This is a genomic window from Marinobacter sediminum, assembly GCF_016820575.1.
In the GTDB taxonomy this organism is placed as follows: domain Bacteria; phylum Pseudomonadota; class Gammaproteobacteria; order Pseudomonadales; family Oleiphilaceae; genus Marinobacter; species Marinobacter sediminum.
Window position 1 is genome coordinate 91,966 of the sequence record NZ_JAEMQH010000005.1, and the last position, 13,543, is coordinate 105,508.

Below are 13,543 nucleotides of genomic sequence, written 5' to 3' on the forward strand. Positions count from 1 at the left end.
CGGCGATTAACCGCCCAACACCCGGTCGTCGCCACGAAGGCTAGCCGGCGGCCAGTTATCAAGACGCATGCCCAATGACAGACCACGAGACGCCAAAACGTCTTTGATCTCGGTCAGCGACTTTTTACCAAGGTTAGGCGTCTTCAACAGCTCAACTTCAGTGCGCTGGATCAGATCGCCGATGTAGTAAATATTCTCAGCCTTCAAGCAGTTAGCTGAACGCACTGTCAATTCCAGATCATCAACCGGACGCAACAGGATCGGATCAATTTCTTCCTCTTCCTCTACACGCTCTGGCTCTTTTTCATGATCGAAATCAACAAACACCGCCAGTTGCTGCTGGAGGATGGTCGCGGCCCGGCGAATTGCTTCTTCCGGATCGATCGTCCCATTGGTCTCCAGATCAATCACCAGCTTGTCCAGGTCAGTCCGCTGCTCTACCCGTGCACTTTCCACGGAGTAAGCCACACGACGGACCGGGCTGAAAGTTGCATCCAGCTGCAGGCGTCCAATGGCGCGAGTTTCGTCCTCGTCGAGACCACGCTGGTCTGCCGGCTCATAGCCGCGACCGCGGTTAACACGGAGACGCATGTTCACTTCACCATTTTCGCTCAGGTGACAGATCACGTGCTCCGGGTTGGCGATCTCAACATCATGGTCGAGCTTGATATCACCGGCGGTGACAACGCCCGGGCCTTTCTTGCTGAGCGTGAGCTCGGCATCGTCCCGACCGTTCATTTTCACGGCGACGCCCTTGAGATTCAGAAGAATCTCGATGACGTCTTCCTGGACACCCTCAATGGCGCTGTACTCGTGCAAGACGCCATCGATCTGCGCTTCAGTTACAGCGCAGCCCGGCATCGAGGACAAGAGAATACGGCGCAGCGCGCTGCCCAGGGTGTGCCCAAAACCTCTTTCCAGAGGCTCGAGCGTCACCTTGGCACGCGTGGCGCTGGATTCTTTCACGTCAATGGTACGAGGTGTCAATAACTCATGTACTGAACGCTGCATAGACGCCCCTATCTGCTATCGTTGCTAACTGGGCTTTACTTAGAGTAAAGCTCGACGATGAGGTTCTCGTTGATGTCGGCCGGCAGCTCAGTACGCTCAGGCACTGACTTGTAAACGCCGGACATCTTGTTGGCGTCGACCTCTACCCAGCTCACCGGTGCACGACTTGCAGACAGATCCAGCGCGCCTTTTACGCGAAGCTGGTTCTTGGCCTTTTCGCGCACGCTCACAACGTCACCCGGCTTGACCTGGTAGGAAGCAATGTTCACTACCTTGTCGTTCACCAGGATCGCTTTGTGAGAAACGAGCTGACGGGATTCGGCACGGGTAGAACCAAAGCCCATGCGATATACAACGTTATCCAGACGGCCTTCCAGAAGCTGCAGCAGGTTTTCACCAGTTGCACCTTTGATTCGGGCTGCCTCTTTGTAGTAATTACGGAACTGCTTCTCAAGCACGCCGTAGATACGACGAACTTTCTGTTTTTCACGAAGCTGAACGCCGTACTCGGACAGACGACCGCGACGCGCGCCGTGCATACCCGGCGGAGTCTCGATGTTGCACTTGGAATCGAGCGCGCGAACACCGCTCTTTAGAAAAAGATCTGTCCCTTCACGACGAGACAGCTTGCACTTCGGGCCTATATAACGAGCCATATTTCACTGTCTCCTGTGTTAGACGCGGCGCTTTTTGGGCGGACGACAGCCGTTATGGGGAATCGGCGTCACATCTGTGATGTTGGTGATCTTGTAGCCGCACGCGTTGAGCGCACGAACTGCAGATTCACGTCCGGGCCCAGGACCCTTAACCTCTACGTCCAGGTTTTTAAGGCCGTATTCAGCAGCCGCGTTACCGGCTCTTTCAGCTGCTACCTGCGCAGCAAAAGGTGTACTCTTGCGTGACCCACGGAAACCGGAACCACCAGAGGTAGCCCAGGACAGGACGTTGCCCTGACGGTCAGAAATGGTCACGATAGTGTTGTTGAAGGACGCGTGAATGTGCGCGACGCCATCAACAACCGTCTTTTTCACCTTTTTACGGGTACGTGTACCTGGCTTTGCCATGTTTGCCTACCTGTTACTTACGAATAGGTTTGCGTGGACCTTTACGGGTGCGAGCGTTGGTCTTGGTGCGCTGGCCACGGACCGGAAGGCCATGACGATGACGCAGACCACGGTGACATCCGAGATCCTTCAAACGCTTGATGTTCATCTGTACTTCACGACGCAGATCGCCTTCGACAGACACCTTGCCCACTTCAGTACGAAGTGATTCAAGCTGCTCGTCGCTCAGGTCTTTGACCTTGACGTCCGGCTTAACGCCGGTTGCATCGCAAAGCTTCTGGGCTGTTGTCTTGCCAACACCAAAGATGTATGTCAGCGAGATAACAGCATGTTTGTTATCGGGTATATTGACACCGGCTATACGTGCCATCCAAATTACTCCGCGTTCAAAGCTTTGCTGTGTGAATTTTCCGCCACAAAAAGGGCGCGAAATAATAGCGCCTGACTCCTGTCGAAGTCAAGCGCCAGTATTCCGAACCCCTTTGCGTTATCAGGTTTTGTCCCGAAGGATTAACCCTGACGCTGCTTGTGGCGAGGCTCCGAGCAAATGACTCGTACTGAGCCATTGCGACGAATTACTTTGCAGTTACGGCAAATTTTCTTTACCGAAGCGCGTACTTTCATTGTCGACTCCAGTTTTCAAGGGGAACAGCTTAGCCGTTCCGACCATAGCCCTTGAGATTGGACTTCTTCATCAGCGATTCATACTGATGAGACATCAGGTGTGACTGTACCTGCGCCATGAAATCCATCACCACGACTACCACAATCAGCAGTGAGGTGCCGCCCAGATAGAACGGTACATTCCCGGCCACCATCAGAAACTGTGGGAACAGGGACACTGCTGCAATGTACATTGCACCGAACAGCGTTAGGCGAGTCAGCACACCATCAATGTACTTGGCTGTCTGATCGCCCGGACGAATGCCCGGAATAAACGCTCCAGAGCGCTTGAGGTTATCCGCAACTTCTTTCGGATTGTACATCAACGCTGTATAGAAGAAGCAGAAGAACACAACTGCTGCTGCGAACAGGATGATATACAACGGCTGGCTGGGCGCCAACGCCTGAGAAACATCGCTGAGCCATTCCATGCCCTCGCCCTGGCCAAACCACTGCCCGATCGACGCCGGGAACAGCAGAATGGATGAAGCAAAGATCGGCGGAATAACCCCGGCCATGTTCACCTTAAGTGGCAGATGGCTGGATTGCTGTGCAAACACACGGCGACCCTGCTGACGCTTGGCGTAGTTGATGGTCAGACGACGCTGACCACGCTCCATGAACACCACGAAGCCGATGACGGCTACCGCGAGGACACCAATTCCCAGTACCACCAGGAGACTCATCTCGCCATTTCTGGCTTGCTCAAGAGTCTGACCAATGGCGCCAGGCAAGCCGGCCACAATGCCCGCGAAAATCAGCAGGGAAATCCCGTTGCCAACACCGCGCTCAGTGATCTGCTCACCCAGCCACATCATGAAGACTGCACCACTCACGAAGGAAACAACTGCCACGAAGTGGAAGCTGAAGCTGTCGTTAAAGGTCACGCCTTGTGATGCCAGACCGACAGAAATACCAGCGCCCTGAACCAGGGCGAGGATAACCGTACCATACCGCGTATATTGACTGATTTTACGACGACCAGCCTCGCCTTCTTTTTTCAGCTGCTCAAGCTGCGGACTCACCGCAGTCATGAGCTGCATGATAATCGAAGCCGAAATGTACGGCATGATACCGAGAGCGAAGATACTCATGCGCTCAAGCGCACCACCAGAAAACATGTTGAACATGCTCAGGATCGTGCCCTGATTCTGCTCAAACAGTGCCGCCAAACGGTCGGGGTTGATCCCCGGCACCGGAATATGGGCACCGATCCGGTACACCAACAATGCCAGGAAGACAAACCAGAGCCGCGATCGCAGCTCTGCCAGTCCTTTACCCGCGCCCGCAGGCAATGATGCTGTCTTGGCCATTTAGTCCTCGACTCGCCTTAGTCTTCGACTTTACCACCCGCGGCGGCAATTGCCTCGCGTGCGCCTTTGGTTACCCGAAGGCCCTTAACGGTTACTGCACGGCTCAGTTCGCCGGACAGGATAACCTTGGCTTCGCGAATCTCTTCGCGAATGATATCCGCCTTTTTAAGAGCTTCCAGATCCACCACATCGCCTTCGACCTTCGCCAGTTCATTCAGGCGAATTTCGGCAACGTAGCGCTGCTGACGAGAGGTAAAACCAAACTTCGGCAGACGACGAGCCAGAGGCTGCTGACCACCCTCGAAACCAGGAGCTACGCTGCCACCTGAACGGGCCTTCAGACCCTTGTGACCGCGACCACCGGTTTTACCGAGACCGCTACCGATACCACGACCAACCCGCTTAGGAGCCTGACGTGAACCGGGTTCCGGACTAAGTTCGTTCAGACGCATCTTAGTTCTCCTCAACCCGAACCAGGTAATCTACCCGGTTGATCATGCCGCGGATGGAAGGTGTATCTTCCAATTCCACGGTGTGACCGATTTTACGAAGACCCAGGCCCTTCACACATGCTTTGTGCTTAGGCTGGCAGCCGATTGGGCTGCGGGTCAGAGTTACTTTGATCGTTTTTGCGTTCGCCATGACTTCAACCCAGAATCTCTTCCACGGTCTTACCGCGCTTGGCTGCGATATCTTCAGGCGCTTGCGTTGCCTGGAGACCCTTGATGGTGGAACGTACCACGTTGACCGGGTTGGTAGACCCGTAACACTTGGACAGTACGTTCTGAACACCTGCCACTTCCAGTACAGCGCGCATCGCGCCGCCGGCGATGATGCCGGTACCTTCGGAAGCCGGCTGCATGTAGACCTTGGAGCCGCCATGCTGTGCCTTCACCGCGTACTGCAGAGTAGTACCGTCCAGCGGGACATCAACCATGTTTTTACGCGCAGCTTCCATAGCCTTCTGGATAGCGACCGGCACTTCACGTGCCTTGCCACGACCAAAACCAACGCGACCTTTACCATCACCCACTACAGTCAGTGCGGTGAAGGCGAAAATACGGCCACCCTTTACTACTTTGGCGACACGATTGACCTGAACCAGCTTTTCCTGGAGCTCAGGCGCCTTCTGTTCGTTAACGCTCATCTTCTCCACCTCTTAGAATTGCAAGCCAGCTTCACGGGCTGCGTCGGCCAGAGCCTGAATACGGCCGTGATAACGGTAACCGGAGCGGTCAAAAGCGACCTGCTCAACACCTGCTGCCTTGGCACGCTCAGCGATCAGCTGACCGACCTTCTTTGCAGCGTCCACGTTACCGGTTGCACCCTGGCGCAGTTCCTTATCCAACGTGGAGGCAGAAGCCAGCACCTTGCTGCCATCTGCAGTCGTAACCTGGGCGTACATGTGACGCGGTGTGCGATGAACGCACAGGCGATTGGTACCCAGTTCACGGATCTTCATGCGCACTTTGCGTGCGCGACGCAATCTTTCGTTATTCGCGCTCATAGTCCCGCCTTATTTCTTCTTGGCTTCTTTGCGTCTGACCTGCTCATCCGCATATCGAACACCCTTGCCCTTATAAGGCTCGGGCGGACGGAACGCGCGGACATCAGCAGCGACCTGGCCAACCTGTTGCTTGTCGATACCGCGGATAACTACTTCCGTATTGGACGGAGTTTCTGCGGTAATCCCCTCGGGCAGCTCATATTCAACCGGGTGTGAAAAACCCAGTGTCAGATTGAGCTTCTTACCTTGCGCCTGGGCACGGTAACCTACGCCCGTCAGCTGGAGCTTGCGCTCAAAGCCTGTGGATACACCGGTCACCATGTTGTTGACCAGTGCACGAGTAGTACCAGCAAGAGCGCGGGACTGTTTAGCACCATCGCGGGCAACAAAGCGCAGTACATTTTCGTCCTGCGTTACTTCGACCGCCTGGTGAATGGTGAATTCAAGTGCTCCCTTGGAGCCCTTTACACTAATTTCCTGTCCGTTCAGCTTAACCTCAACACCGGAAGGCAGCACGACAGGATTATTGGCAACCCTGGACATGTGTATCTCCTAGAATACGGTGCAGATGACTTCGCCACCCACGCCAGCAGCTCGTGCGGCGCGGTCTGTCATAACACCCTTGGACGTTGAGACAATCGCGACTCCCAAACCACCGGATACCTTCGGCAGTTCCCCAGCGCCGTTGTACTGGCGCAGACTCGGACGGCTGACCCGCTTGATCTCTTCAATAACCGGCTTGCCGCCGAAGTATTTCAGAGTGATCGTCAGCTCGGGCTTCGCGTCGGCTGAAACGGAAAAGTCTTCCACGTAACCTTCGTCCTTAAGGACCTGGGCTACGGAGATCTTCATCTTTGAAGACGGCATCGTAACATCTGTCTTAGACGCCATCTGTGCATTACGAATACGAGTAAACATATCCGCAAGCGTGTCTTGCATACTCATTGGTATGAGGCTCCTGATCTTTTTAGTTGTGCAGCGGCGTGCCGCACCGCTTACCAACAGGCACCTGACCGAAGTCAGGGTGCCTATCTTACCAGCTTGCCTTAGTCAGGCCCGGAACGTCACCGCGCATGCCGTATTCACGGAGTTTAATCCGTGAAAGCTCGAACTTGCGGAGAACGCCGTGGGGACGACCAGTCACCTGGCAACGATTCCGAAGACGCGAGGGGCTTGCATCGCGAGGAAGCTGTTGCAGCTTCATCTGTGCGTCCCAACGGTCATCATCGCTGGTATTCGGGTTCTTGATAATCGCCTTGAGCTCAGCACGCTTCGCTGCAAACTTCGCAACGGTTTGTTCGCGCTTCAGCTCACGGTTTTTCATGGAAACCTTAGCCATTACACTCGTTCCTTTATTTCTTGAACGGAAAGCCGAAGGCTTTCAGCAGTTCACGACCTTCATCGTCGGTACCGGCAGTAGTGGTAATGGTGATGTCCAGACCACGGATCTTGTCGACTTTGTCGTACTCGATCTCAGGGAAAATGATCTGCTCACGCACACCCATGCTGTAGTTACCACGACCGTCGAACGACTTGGGATTCAGACCACGGAAGTCACGAATGCGGGGAACCGCAATGTGAACCAGGCGATCAAAGAAGTCCCACATACGCTCGCCGCGCAGAGTAACCTTGCAACCGATCGGCCAACCTTCACGGATTTTAAAACCCGCAACGGATTTACGTGCCTTGGTAACAACAACTTTTTGACCTGCCAGGCGCTCTAGATCCGCCACGGCATTCTCAATCAGCTTCTTGTCACCAACCGCTTCGCCGACACCCATGTTAAGGGTGATCTTTTCGATACGCGGCACCTGCATGATGTTCTTGTAGCTGAACTCTTTCTGCAGGGCGGGTACCACTTCCTTACTGTACTGCTCTTTCATGTTAAGCATCGTAACCACCACCGCTTACTGGTTATCGACAGCTTCGTTCGTGGACTTGAAGATCCGCACTTTAGCGCCGTCTTCCTTGGTCTGGAAGCCAACACGATCGGCTTTGCCGGTCTGCGGATTAAAAATAGCCACGTTGGAAGCCTGGATAGGTGCTTCTTTTTCGACGATGCCACCTGGGGTGCCCAGCATCGGGTTAGGTTTGGTGTGCTTCTTGATCATGTTGATCCCAGAAACAAGCACTCGACCATCGTCCTGAACTTTCAGAACTTTACCACGTTTGCCTTTATCTTTCCCCGTGGTGACGATTACTTCGTCATCTCGTTTGATCTTTTTCATAACCGGCCTCTGGTCCTTTAAAGTACTTCGGGTGCCAGTGAAATAATTTTCATGAACTTCTCATTACGCAGCTCACGGGTAACCGGTCCGAAGATACGGGTACCAATAGGAGCGTCCTGAGGGTTCAGAAGTACCGCCGCGTTTCCGTCGAAACGGATCAGCGAACCGTCGGGACGGCGAACACCCTTACGAGTGCGCACCACCACAGCCTTCAGGACCTGGCCTTTCTTCACTTTACCGCGGGGGATGGCTTCCTTAACGGTTACCTTGATGATATCCCCTACGCTGGCATAACGCCGATGTGAACCGCCCAGGACCTTAATGCACATCACCTGACGCGCACCGCTGTTATCCGCGACTTCAAGCATTGTTTGAGTCTGAATCATGGTTGTTCTCCGGCGTTACACCTTGGATGCACGTTCGGTGACTTCCACCAGGGCCCAGCTCTTGGTCTTAGAGACCGGACGGGTTTCCTGGATGGTCACAGTGTCACCGACGTTACACTGATTACTCTCATCGTGAGCGTGAATCTTGGTTGAGCGCTTCATGTACTTACCGTACAGAGGGTGCTTCACCTGACGCTCGACCAGAACGACGATGGACTTCTCCATCTTGTTGCTCACGACCTTGCCGCTCAGAGTTCTGGCAGTTTGGGTAGCTTCAGTCATGTCACTGTCCTGCCTTTTCATTCAATACTGTTTTCACGCGAGCGATCTCACGTTTCACCTTGCCGAGAAGGTGAGACTGATTCAGCTGACCTGTCGCCTTACGCATGCGCAGGTTGAACTGCTCCTTCAGGAGGTCGATCAGCTCTTTGTTCAGCTCCTCGACTGACTTTTCACGCAGCTCTGTTGCTTTCATCACATCACCGTCCTCGTTACAAAGGTGGTCTGTACCGGCAGTTTGGCCGCAGCGAGAGTGAAGGCATCACGAGCGATTTCCTCAGATACACCTTCCATCTCGTAGAGCATGCGGCCTGGCTGAATTTCAGCGACCCAATACTCGACAGAACCCTTACCTTTACCCATTCGTACCTCCAGCGGCTTACCAGTGATCGGCTTGTCCGGGAATACCCGGATCCAGATCTTCCCGCCACGCTTAATGCGACGAGTCATGGTACGACGCGCTGCCTCAATCTGGCGCGCAGTTATACGCCCACGACTGGTAGCTTTCAATCCGTATTCACCGAAGCTCACCTTGTTAGCGCGGTGAGCAAGACCGGTGTTACGGCCTTTCATTACCTTGCGAAATTTGGTGCGTTTTGGTTGCAGCATAAGAGTGCCCCTTTACTTAGAACCTTTCTTCCCAGAGGCTTTCTTGTCAGCACGGACCTGCTCCATACCACCAAGAATCTCACCTTTGAAGATCCATACCTTGACGCCGATTACGCCGTAAGTGGTATGCGCTTCGTAGGTTGCGTAATCAATATCTGCACGCAGTGTGTGCAGAGGTACACGACCTTCGCGATACCACTCGGAACGCGCAATTTCAGCACCCCCGAGACGACCGCCAACCTGGATCTTGATACCCTTGGCGCCTTGACGCATGGCGTTCTGAACCGCGCGCTTCATAGCACGACGGAACATCACACGACGCTCCAGCTGACCGGCAACGTTTTGCGCTACCAGGCGGGCATCCAGGTCCGGCTTGCGGACTTCTTCGATGTTGATGTGCACAGGCACACCCATCATGTCGCTGACTTCGCGACGCAGACGATCAACATCTTCACCCTTCTTACCGATAACAATACCGGGACGGGCAGTATGGATCGTGATACGGGCGTTCTGAGCAGGGCGCTCGATCACAATCTTGCTGACAGACGCCTTAACCAGACGCTTGTCGAGGAATTCACGAACCTGAATGTCGTTCAACAGGTTGTTCGCGTATTCCTGTTTTTCGGCATACCAAACTGAGTTGTGCTCTTTGATCACACCCAGGCGAATGCCGGTTGGATTTACTTTATGACCCATCTGAGCATCTCCTACTTGTCGGCGACCTTGACGGTGATATGGCAGGTGCGCTTGAAAATCCGGTCAGCGCGCCCCTTGGCTCGAGCTTTGATTCGCTTGAGCGTCGGACCCTCATCCACCATTACGGTGGAAACCCGCAGTTCGTCAACGTCCAGACCTTCGTTGTGCTCAGCGTTAGCGATGGCAGACTCAAGAGCTTTCTTGAGTACAACCGCCGCCTTCTTTGGGCTGAAAGTCAGAATGTTCAGGGCATCCTCAACCGCCTTGCCGCGTACTTGGTCAGCGACAAGACGTGCTTTCTGAGCTGAGAGGTTAGCGCCCTTATACTTGGCTGCTACTTCCATTTCTATTCCCTCACAATCAGCGTTTAGCTTTCTTGTCGGCCGCATGACCACGATAAGTACGCGTTGCCGCGAACTCACCCAGCTTATGTCCAACCATATCTTCGGTGACATAAACCGGCACGTGCTGCTTGCCGTTGTGGACTGCAATGGTCAGGCCTACCATCTCCGGAAATACTGTCGACCGGCGCGACCAGGTCTTGATCGGTCGCTTGTCGTTAGCTTCCAGAGCTGCCTCGACCTTCTTCAACAGATGCAGGTCTATAAAAGGACCTTTCTTTAAAGAACGTGGCACAGCAATTACCTCTATGTAGTCGTTTACTTGGCCGAACGACGACGTACTATCATTTTATCAGTACGCTTGTTCTTACGAGTCTTATGCCCTTTGGTCGGAACACCCCACGGAGTAACCGGGTGACGTCCGCCAGAGGTACGCCCTTCACCACCACCATGCGGGTGGTCAACTGGGTTCATAGCAACACCACGTACTGTTGGGCGTTTGCCGCGCCAACGTGATGCACCCGCTTTACCAAGCTGCTTGAGACTGTGCTCGCTGTTGGATACTTCACCCAACGTTGCGCGGCAATCTACAAGCACCTTTCGCATTTCACCTGAGCGCAGGCGGATGGTGGCATATGCACCTTCACGCGCTACCAGCTGTACGGATGCGCCCGCAGAGCGAGCCAGCTGAGCACCTTTGCCAGGCTTGAGTTCAACGCAGTGGATTACAGAACCGACCGGAATATTCCGGAGCGGCAACGTGCTACCCACTTTAATCGGCGCGTCGATACCGGAGCGCACAGGATCACCGATCTGCATACCTTTGGGAGCGATAATGTAACGACGCTCGCCATCGGCGTACTTAACCAGTGCAATGTGCGCAGAGCGGTTAGGATCGTATTCCAGGCGCTCAATGACCGCCGGGATACCATCTTTGGTCCGCTTAAAATCAATTACACGGTAGTGCTTCTTATGACCACCACCGGTGTGACGTGTGGTAATGCGACCCGCATTATTACGTCCACCCGTCTTATTCTTTCTTTCTACCAACGGCTCGTAAGGGCGCCCTGTGTGCAGATCCGGGTTGTAAAGCTTTACAACGTGACGGCGTCCGGCAGATGTTGGTTTGGTTTTGACGATCGGCATATTACGACCCCTTTACCTTATTCCACATCCAGAAAATCGATGTCCTGACCTTCAGCCAGCTTTACGTAAGCCTTACGAATGTCATTACGCTTGCCGAACCCGCGGATAGTACGCTTGAGCTTACCCTTACGGTTCAGAACCTGAACACCTTCGACGGTGACGTTGAACAGTTGCTCAACGGCTTTCTTGATCTCGGGCTTGGTTGCGTCCGGGGCTACCCGAAACACTACCTGGCCGTGCTCGGCCACCAGAGAAGCTTTCTCAGATACGTGCGGTCCAAGCAGGACCTTATAAATACGCTCCTGATTCATCCCAGCATCTCCTCGATCTTCTTCAGAGCAGGCACAGTGATCACGACGCTGTCGTGAGCAACCAGGCTAACCGGATCAAGACCTGCGATATCACGAACATCAACGTGCGGGATGTTGCGTGAAGCAAGGTGCAGGTTCTGCTCAACGCTTTCAGACAGGATCAGCGCATTGCTTACACCGAGATCCTTCAGCTTAGCGGTGAACGCCTTGGTCTTCGGGCTGTCGACATTCAACTCGTCAACAACTACCAGACGCTCTTGACGAACCAGCTCAGAAAAAATAGAACGCATTGCTGCGCGGTACATCTTCCGGTTTACCTTCTGCTCAAAACCGCGAGGCTTGGCTGCAAAGGTAACACCACCGGCGCGCCAGATTGGGCTGCGGATCGTACCGGCACGGGCACGACCAGTGCCCTTCTGACGCCATGGCTTCTTACCACCACCGCTGACTTCAGAACGCGTCTTTTGAGCCTTGGTACCTTGGCGGCCAGCTGCCATGTAAGCAGTAACAACCTGGTGCACCAGCGACTCGTTAAAATCTTTGGCAAATGCAGCGTCGGAAACAGAAATCCCCTTGCCGCTACCTGTAATAGTCAATTCCATCGCACCGCTCCTCAGGCTTTAACTGCAGGCTTGATGACAACGTCGCCGCCAGTAGCACCGGGGACGGCACCACTCACCAGCAGCAGGTTGCGCTCGGCGTCGACACGGACAATTTTCAGGTTCTGCACAGTTACCTGCGCGTTACCCATCTGGCCCGCCATCTTCTTGCCTTTGAATACCTTACCCGGAGTCTGGTTCTGACCAATGGAGCCCGGAGCACGGTGAGAGAGGGAGTTACCGTGGGTAGCGTCTTGCATGGAGAAGTTCCAACGCTTTACGCCGCCCTGAAAACCCTTACCTTTGGACCGACCGATGGCGTCAACCACCTGACCGTCTTCAAAGATTGAAGCTGTGATCTCACCGCCGGCAGCCAGGCCTTCACCCTCGCCTTCAGCCAGACGGAATTCCCACATACCACGACCGGCTTCAACGCCCGCCTTAGCATAGTGACCAGCTTCACTCTTGGTTACACGTGAGGAACGACGGGTGCCTACAGTGACCTGAACGGCACGATAGCCATCGCTTTCAAGAGTTTTAAGTTGGGTAATCCGGTTAGGTTCAACCTCGATTACCGTTACGGGCAGTGCCTGCCCATCTTCCGTAAAAATACGGGTCATACCGGCCTTACGACCGACAACACCAATTGCCATGTTTCACCTCTTAAGTGTACGGGGCTCGCACCCTCTATGGCCTTATGACAGTTACACAGACTAATACCTGGCGGTATTAGCCGAGGCTGATCTGAACGTCTACACCTGCTGCCAGGTCCAACTTCATCAAAGCATCTACTGTCTTTTCCGTCGGCTCAACGATGTCGAGCAAACGCTTATGCGTACGAATTTCATACTGATCGCGCGCGTCTTTGTTGACGTGCGGAGAAATCAGAATGGTGTACTTTTCCTTCCGCGTCGGCAGAGGGATAGGTCCACGCACCTGAGCGCCGGTCCGCTTCGCGGTGTCGACGATCTCCTGTGTGGACTGGTCGATCAGGCGATAATCAAACGCCTTCAACCGAATTCGAATTTTTTGGCTTTGCATGATGCACCAAACTCCACTCGTAGCAGCTACTTGTTAGCCGACCTTCAAAAAAAGGAGCCGCATTGTATGCATAATACCCAACCCTGTCAACAGGCATCCTGTTTGACCGGGTCAGGCACGAGCATTGCGACTGAAACAGAAAAAGGGGCTGAATAATTCAGCCCCTTTTTCCTGATCACACGAGCGACTTACTCGATGATCTTGGCGACCACGCCGGCGCCAACGGTACGACCACCTTCGCGAATCGCGAAGCGCAGGCCATCTTCCATGGCGATCGGAGCGATCAGGGTAACGCTCATCTTCACGTTGTCACCCGGCATAACCATTTCCACGCCTTCCGGCAGTTCAC

The 13,543-nt window shown here is 54.2% G+C and carries 28 protein-coding genes; all 28 read right to left on the reverse strand.

Annotated features, from left to right (window positions below; all coding sequences use genetic code 11):
* Nucleotides 1–6 precede the first annotated feature (6 nt).
* Nucleotides 7–1,011 (reverse strand): DNA-directed RNA polymerase subunit alpha, encoded by a 1,005-nt coding sequence (locus tag FGO67_RS16450; RefSeq protein ID WP_041341478.1) that lies wholly within the window; start codon nucleotides 1,009–1,011, stop codon nucleotides 7–9.
* A gap of 35 nt (nucleotides 1,012–1,046) precedes the next feature.
* Entirely contained in the window at nucleotides 1,047–1,667 is a 621-nt protein-coding gene (gene rpsD / locus FGO67_RS16455; protein ID WP_070970489.1) for a 30S ribosomal protein S4, read from the reverse strand.
* 18 nt (nucleotides 1,668–1,685) lie between these two features.
* A complete protein-coding gene (rpsK, locus tag FGO67_RS16460) occupies nucleotides 1,686–2,075 on the reverse strand; it encodes a 30S ribosomal protein S11 (RefSeq protein ID WP_007153992.1) in 390 nt (129 codons plus the stop codon).
* A 13-nt stretch (nucleotides 2,076–2,088) separates the two neighbouring features.
* A complete protein-coding gene (gene rpsM, locus FGO67_RS16465) occupies nucleotides 2,089–2,445 on the reverse strand; it encodes a 30S ribosomal protein S13 (RefSeq protein ID WP_012139789.1) in 357 nt (118 codons plus the stop codon).
* A gap of 140 nt (nucleotides 2,446–2,585) precedes the next feature.
* Nucleotides 2,586–2,699 (reverse strand): 50S ribosomal protein L36, encoded by a 114-nt coding sequence (gene rpmJ / locus FGO67_RS16470; RefSeq protein ID WP_008174902.1) that lies wholly within the window; start codon nucleotides 2,697–2,699, stop codon nucleotides 2,586–2,588.
* Between the two features lie 29 nt (nucleotides 2,700–2,728).
* Nucleotides 2,729–4,051: a preprotein translocase subunit SecY gene (gene secY, locus FGO67_RS16475; RefSeq protein WP_041341470.1), complete on the reverse strand. Its 1,323-nt coding sequence runs from the start codon at nucleotides 4,049–4,051 to the stop codon at nucleotides 2,729–2,731.
* Nucleotides 4,052–4,068: 17 nt separating this feature from the next.
* Nucleotides 4,069–4,503, reverse strand: coding sequence for a 50S ribosomal protein L15 (rplO, locus tag FGO67_RS16480; RefSeq protein ID WP_041341467.1), 435 nt, complete (start codon nucleotides 4,501–4,503; stop codon nucleotides 4,069–4,071).
* Between the two features lies 1 nt (nucleotide 4,504).
* Nucleotides 4,505–4,693 carry a 50S ribosomal protein L30 gene (gene rpmD, locus FGO67_RS16485; RefSeq protein ID WP_203301759.1) on the reverse strand — a complete coding sequence of 63 codons (189 nt, stop codon included), beginning with the start codon at nucleotides 4,691–4,693 and terminating at the stop codon, nucleotides 4,505–4,507.
* Nucleotides 4,694–4,697: 4 nt separating this feature from the next.
* The gene (gene rpsE, locus FGO67_RS16490) at nucleotides 4,698–5,198 is read right to left on the reverse strand and encodes a 30S ribosomal protein S5 (RefSeq protein ID WP_041341461.1); all 501 of its coding nucleotides are present in this window, start codon (nucleotides 5,196–5,198) and stop codon (nucleotides 4,698–4,700) included.
* A gap of 12 nt (nucleotides 5,199–5,210) precedes the next feature.
* On the reverse strand, nucleotides 5,211–5,558 hold the full coding sequence (gene rplR, locus FGO67_RS16495; RefSeq protein ID WP_041341459.1) for a 50S ribosomal protein L18: 348 nt from the start codon (nucleotides 5,556–5,558) through the stop codon (nucleotides 5,211–5,213).
* Nucleotides 5,559–5,567: 9 nt separating this feature from the next.
* Nucleotides 5,568–6,101 (reverse strand): 50S ribosomal protein L6, encoded by a 534-nt coding sequence (gene rplF, locus FGO67_RS16500; RefSeq protein WP_203301760.1) that lies wholly within the window; start codon nucleotides 6,099–6,101, stop codon nucleotides 5,568–5,570.
* Between the two features lie 9 nt (nucleotides 6,102–6,110).
* Nucleotides 6,111–6,503, reverse strand: a complete 393-nt coding sequence (gene rpsH / locus FGO67_RS16505) for a 30S ribosomal protein S8 (RefSeq protein ID WP_041341454.1) — start codon at nucleotides 6,501–6,503, stop codon at nucleotides 6,111–6,113.
* 88 nt (nucleotides 6,504–6,591) lie between these two features.
* A complete protein-coding gene (rpsN, locus tag FGO67_RS16510; protein ID WP_041341451.1) occupies nucleotides 6,592–6,897 on the reverse strand; it encodes a 30S ribosomal protein S14 in 306 nt (101 codons plus the stop codon).
* A gap of 13 nt (nucleotides 6,898–6,910) precedes the next feature.
* Entirely contained in the window at nucleotides 6,911–7,450 is a 540-nt protein-coding gene (gene rplE, locus FGO67_RS16515) for a 50S ribosomal protein L5 (RefSeq protein WP_041341448.1), read from the reverse strand.
* Between the two features lie 15 nt (nucleotides 7,451–7,465).
* Nucleotides 7,466–7,786, reverse strand: coding sequence for a 50S ribosomal protein L24 (gene rplX / locus FGO67_RS16520; RefSeq protein ID WP_041341445.1), 321 nt, complete (start codon nucleotides 7,784–7,786; stop codon nucleotides 7,466–7,468).
* A 17-nt stretch (nucleotides 7,787–7,803) separates the two neighbouring features.
* A complete protein-coding gene (gene rplN / locus FGO67_RS16525; RefSeq protein WP_041341441.1) occupies nucleotides 7,804–8,172 on the reverse strand; it encodes a 50S ribosomal protein L14 in 369 nt (122 codons plus the stop codon).
* 15 nt (nucleotides 8,173–8,187) lie between these two features.
* A complete protein-coding gene (rpsQ, locus tag FGO67_RS16530) occupies nucleotides 8,188–8,454 on the reverse strand; it encodes a 30S ribosomal protein S17 (protein WP_012139774.1) in 267 nt (88 codons plus the stop codon).
* A 1-nt stretch (nucleotide 8,455) separates the two neighbouring features.
* A complete protein-coding gene (rpmC, locus tag FGO67_RS16535) occupies nucleotides 8,456–8,647 on the reverse strand; it encodes a 50S ribosomal protein L29 (protein WP_041341437.1) in 192 nt (63 codons plus the stop codon).
* Nucleotides 8,647–9,060 carry a 50S ribosomal protein L16 gene (gene rplP / locus FGO67_RS16540; RefSeq protein WP_008174875.1) on the reverse strand — a complete coding sequence of 138 codons (414 nt, stop codon included), beginning with the start codon at nucleotides 9,058–9,060 and terminating at the stop codon, nucleotides 8,647–8,649. Before rplP ends, rpmC begins: the two co-directional genes overlap by 1 nt.
* A 12-nt stretch (nucleotides 9,061–9,072) precedes the next feature.
* A complete protein-coding gene (gene rpsC / locus FGO67_RS16545; RefSeq protein WP_127330396.1) occupies nucleotides 9,073–9,756 on the reverse strand; it encodes a 30S ribosomal protein S3 in 684 nt (227 codons plus the stop codon).
* A gap of 11 nt (nucleotides 9,757–9,767) precedes the next feature.
* On the reverse strand, nucleotides 9,768–10,100 hold the full coding sequence (rplV, locus tag FGO67_RS16550) for a 50S ribosomal protein L22 (protein WP_041341430.1): 333 nt from the start codon (nucleotides 10,098–10,100) through the stop codon (nucleotides 9,768–9,770).
* 16 nt (nucleotides 10,101–10,116) lie between these two features.
* Nucleotides 10,117–10,392 (reverse strand): 30S ribosomal protein S19, encoded by a 276-nt coding sequence (gene rpsS / locus FGO67_RS16555; protein WP_007154011.1) that lies wholly within the window; start codon nucleotides 10,390–10,392, stop codon nucleotides 10,117–10,119.
* A gap of 23 nt (nucleotides 10,393–10,415) precedes the next feature.
* Entirely contained in the window at nucleotides 10,416–11,243 is an 828-nt protein-coding gene (rplB, locus tag FGO67_RS16560; protein ID WP_138441845.1) for a 50S ribosomal protein L2, read from the reverse strand.
* Nucleotides 11,244–11,260: 17 nt separating this feature from the next.
* Entirely contained in the window at nucleotides 11,261–11,554 is a 294-nt protein-coding gene (gene rplW, locus FGO67_RS16565) for a 50S ribosomal protein L23 (RefSeq protein ID WP_041341428.1), read from the reverse strand.
* Complete coding sequence (rplD, locus tag FGO67_RS16570) at nucleotides 11,551–12,156, reverse strand: 50S ribosomal protein L4 (RefSeq protein ID WP_041341426.1); 606 nt, start codon at nucleotides 12,154–12,156, stop codon at nucleotides 11,551–11,553. The genes rplW and rplD overlap by 4 nt, the downstream gene beginning before the upstream one ends.
* 11 nt (nucleotides 12,157–12,167) lie before the next feature.
* Nucleotides 12,168–12,806 carry a 50S ribosomal protein L3 gene (gene rplC, locus FGO67_RS16575; RefSeq protein ID WP_203301761.1) on the reverse strand — a complete coding sequence of 213 codons (639 nt, stop codon included), beginning with the start codon at nucleotides 12,804–12,806 and terminating at the stop codon, nucleotides 12,168–12,170.
* Nucleotides 12,807–12,882: 76 nt separating this feature from the next.
* Nucleotides 12,883–13,194 (reverse strand): 30S ribosomal protein S10, encoded by a 312-nt coding sequence (rpsJ, locus tag FGO67_RS16580; RefSeq protein ID WP_077529290.1) that lies wholly within the window; start codon nucleotides 13,192–13,194, stop codon nucleotides 12,883–12,885.
* 188 nt (nucleotides 13,195–13,382) lie between these two features.
* Nucleotides 13,383–13,543, reverse strand: a 161-nt coding sequence (locus FGO67_RS16585) for an EF-Tu C-terminal domain-related protein (protein WP_476738614.1), incomplete at its 5' end; no start/stop codon positions are given.

Coding starts and splice junctions, on each gene's coding strand:
- FGO67_RS16450 (WP_041341478.1), bottom strand. CDS start 1,011: ATGCAGCGTTCAGTACATGAGTTATTGACACCTCGTACCATTGACGTG.
- rpsD (WP_070970489.1), bottom strand. CDS start 1,667: ATGGCTCGTTATATAGGCCCGAAGTGCAAGCTGTCTCGTCGTGAAGGG.
- rpsK (WP_007153992.1), bottom strand. CDS start 2,075: ATGGCAAAGCCAGGTACACGTACCCGTAAAAAGGTGAAAAAGACGGTT.
- rpsM (WP_012139789.1), bottom strand. CDS start 2,445: ATGGCACGTATAGCCGGTGTCAATATACCCGATAACAAACATGCTGTT.
- rpmJ (WP_008174902.1), bottom strand. CDS start 2,699: ATGAAAGTACGCGCTTCGGTAAAGAAAATTTGCCGTAACTGCAAAGTA.
- secY (WP_041341470.1), bottom strand. CDS start 4,051: ATGGCCAAGACAGCATCATTGCCTGCGGGCGCGGGTAAAGGACTGGCA.
- rplO (WP_041341467.1), bottom strand. CDS start 4,503: ATGCGTCTGAACGAACTTAGTCCGGAACCCGGTTCACGTCAGGCTCCT.
- rpmD (WP_203301759.1), bottom strand. CDS start 4,693: ATGGCGAACGCAAAAACGATCAAAGTAACTCTGACCCGCAGCCCAATC.
- rpsE (WP_041341461.1), bottom strand. CDS start 5,198: ATGAGCGTTAACGAACAGAAGGCGCCTGAGCTCCAGGAAAAGCTGGTT.
- rplR (WP_041341459.1), bottom strand. CDS start 5,558: ATGAGCGCGAATAACGAAAGATTGCGTCGCGCACGCAAAGTGCGCATG.
- rplF (WP_203301760.1), bottom strand. CDS start 6,101: ATGTCCAGGGTTGCCAATAATCCTGTCGTGCTGCCTTCCGGTGTTGAG.
- rpsH (WP_041341454.1), bottom strand. CDS start 6,503: ATGAGTATGCAAGACACGCTTGCGGATATGTTTACTCGTATTCGTAAT.
- rpsN (WP_041341451.1), bottom strand. CDS start 6,897: ATGGCTAAGGTTTCCATGAAAAACCGTGAGCTGAAGCGCGAACAAACC.
- rplE (WP_041341448.1), bottom strand. CDS start 7,450: ATGCTTAACATGAAAGAGCAGTACAGTAAGGAAGTGGTACCCGCCCTG.
- rplX (WP_041341445.1), bottom strand. CDS start 7,786: ATGAAAAAGATCAAACGAGATGACGAAGTAATCGTCACCACGGGGAAA.
- rplN (WP_041341441.1), bottom strand. CDS start 8,172: ATGATTCAGACTCAAACAATGCTTGAAGTCGCGGATAACAGCGGTGCG.
- rpsQ (WP_012139774.1), bottom strand. CDS start 8,454: ATGACTGAAGCTACCCAAACTGCCAGAACTCTGAGCGGCAAGGTCGTG.
- rpmC (WP_041341437.1), bottom strand. CDS start 8,647: ATGAAAGCAACAGAGCTGCGTGAAAAGTCAGTCGAGGAGCTGAACAAA.
- rplP (WP_008174875.1), bottom strand. CDS start 9,060: ATGCTGCAACCAAAACGCACCAAATTTCGCAAGGTAATGAAAGGCCGT.
- rpsC (WP_127330396.1), bottom strand. CDS start 9,756: ATGGGTCATAAAGTAAATCCAACCGGCATTCGCCTGGGTGTGATCAAA.
- rplV (WP_041341430.1), bottom strand. CDS start 10,100: ATGGAAGTAGCAGCCAAGTATAAGGGCGCTAACCTCTCAGCTCAGAAA.
- rplB (WP_138441845.1), bottom strand. CDS start 11,243: ATGCCGATCGTCAAAACCAAACCAACATCTGCCGGACGCCGTCACGTT.
- rplW (WP_041341428.1), bottom strand. CDS start 11,554: ATGAATCAGGAGCGTATTTATAAGGTCCTGCTTGGACCGCACGTATCT.
- rplD (WP_041341426.1), bottom strand. CDS start 12,156: ATGGAATTGACTATTACAGGTAGCGGCAAGGGGATTTCTGTTTCCGAC.
- rplC (WP_203301761.1), bottom strand. CDS start 12,806: ATGGCAATTGGTGTTGTCGGTCGTAAGGCCGGTATGACCCGTATTTTT.
- rpsJ (WP_077529290.1), bottom strand. CDS start 13,194: ATGCAAAGCCAAAAAATTCGAATTCGGTTGAAGGCGTTTGATTATCGC.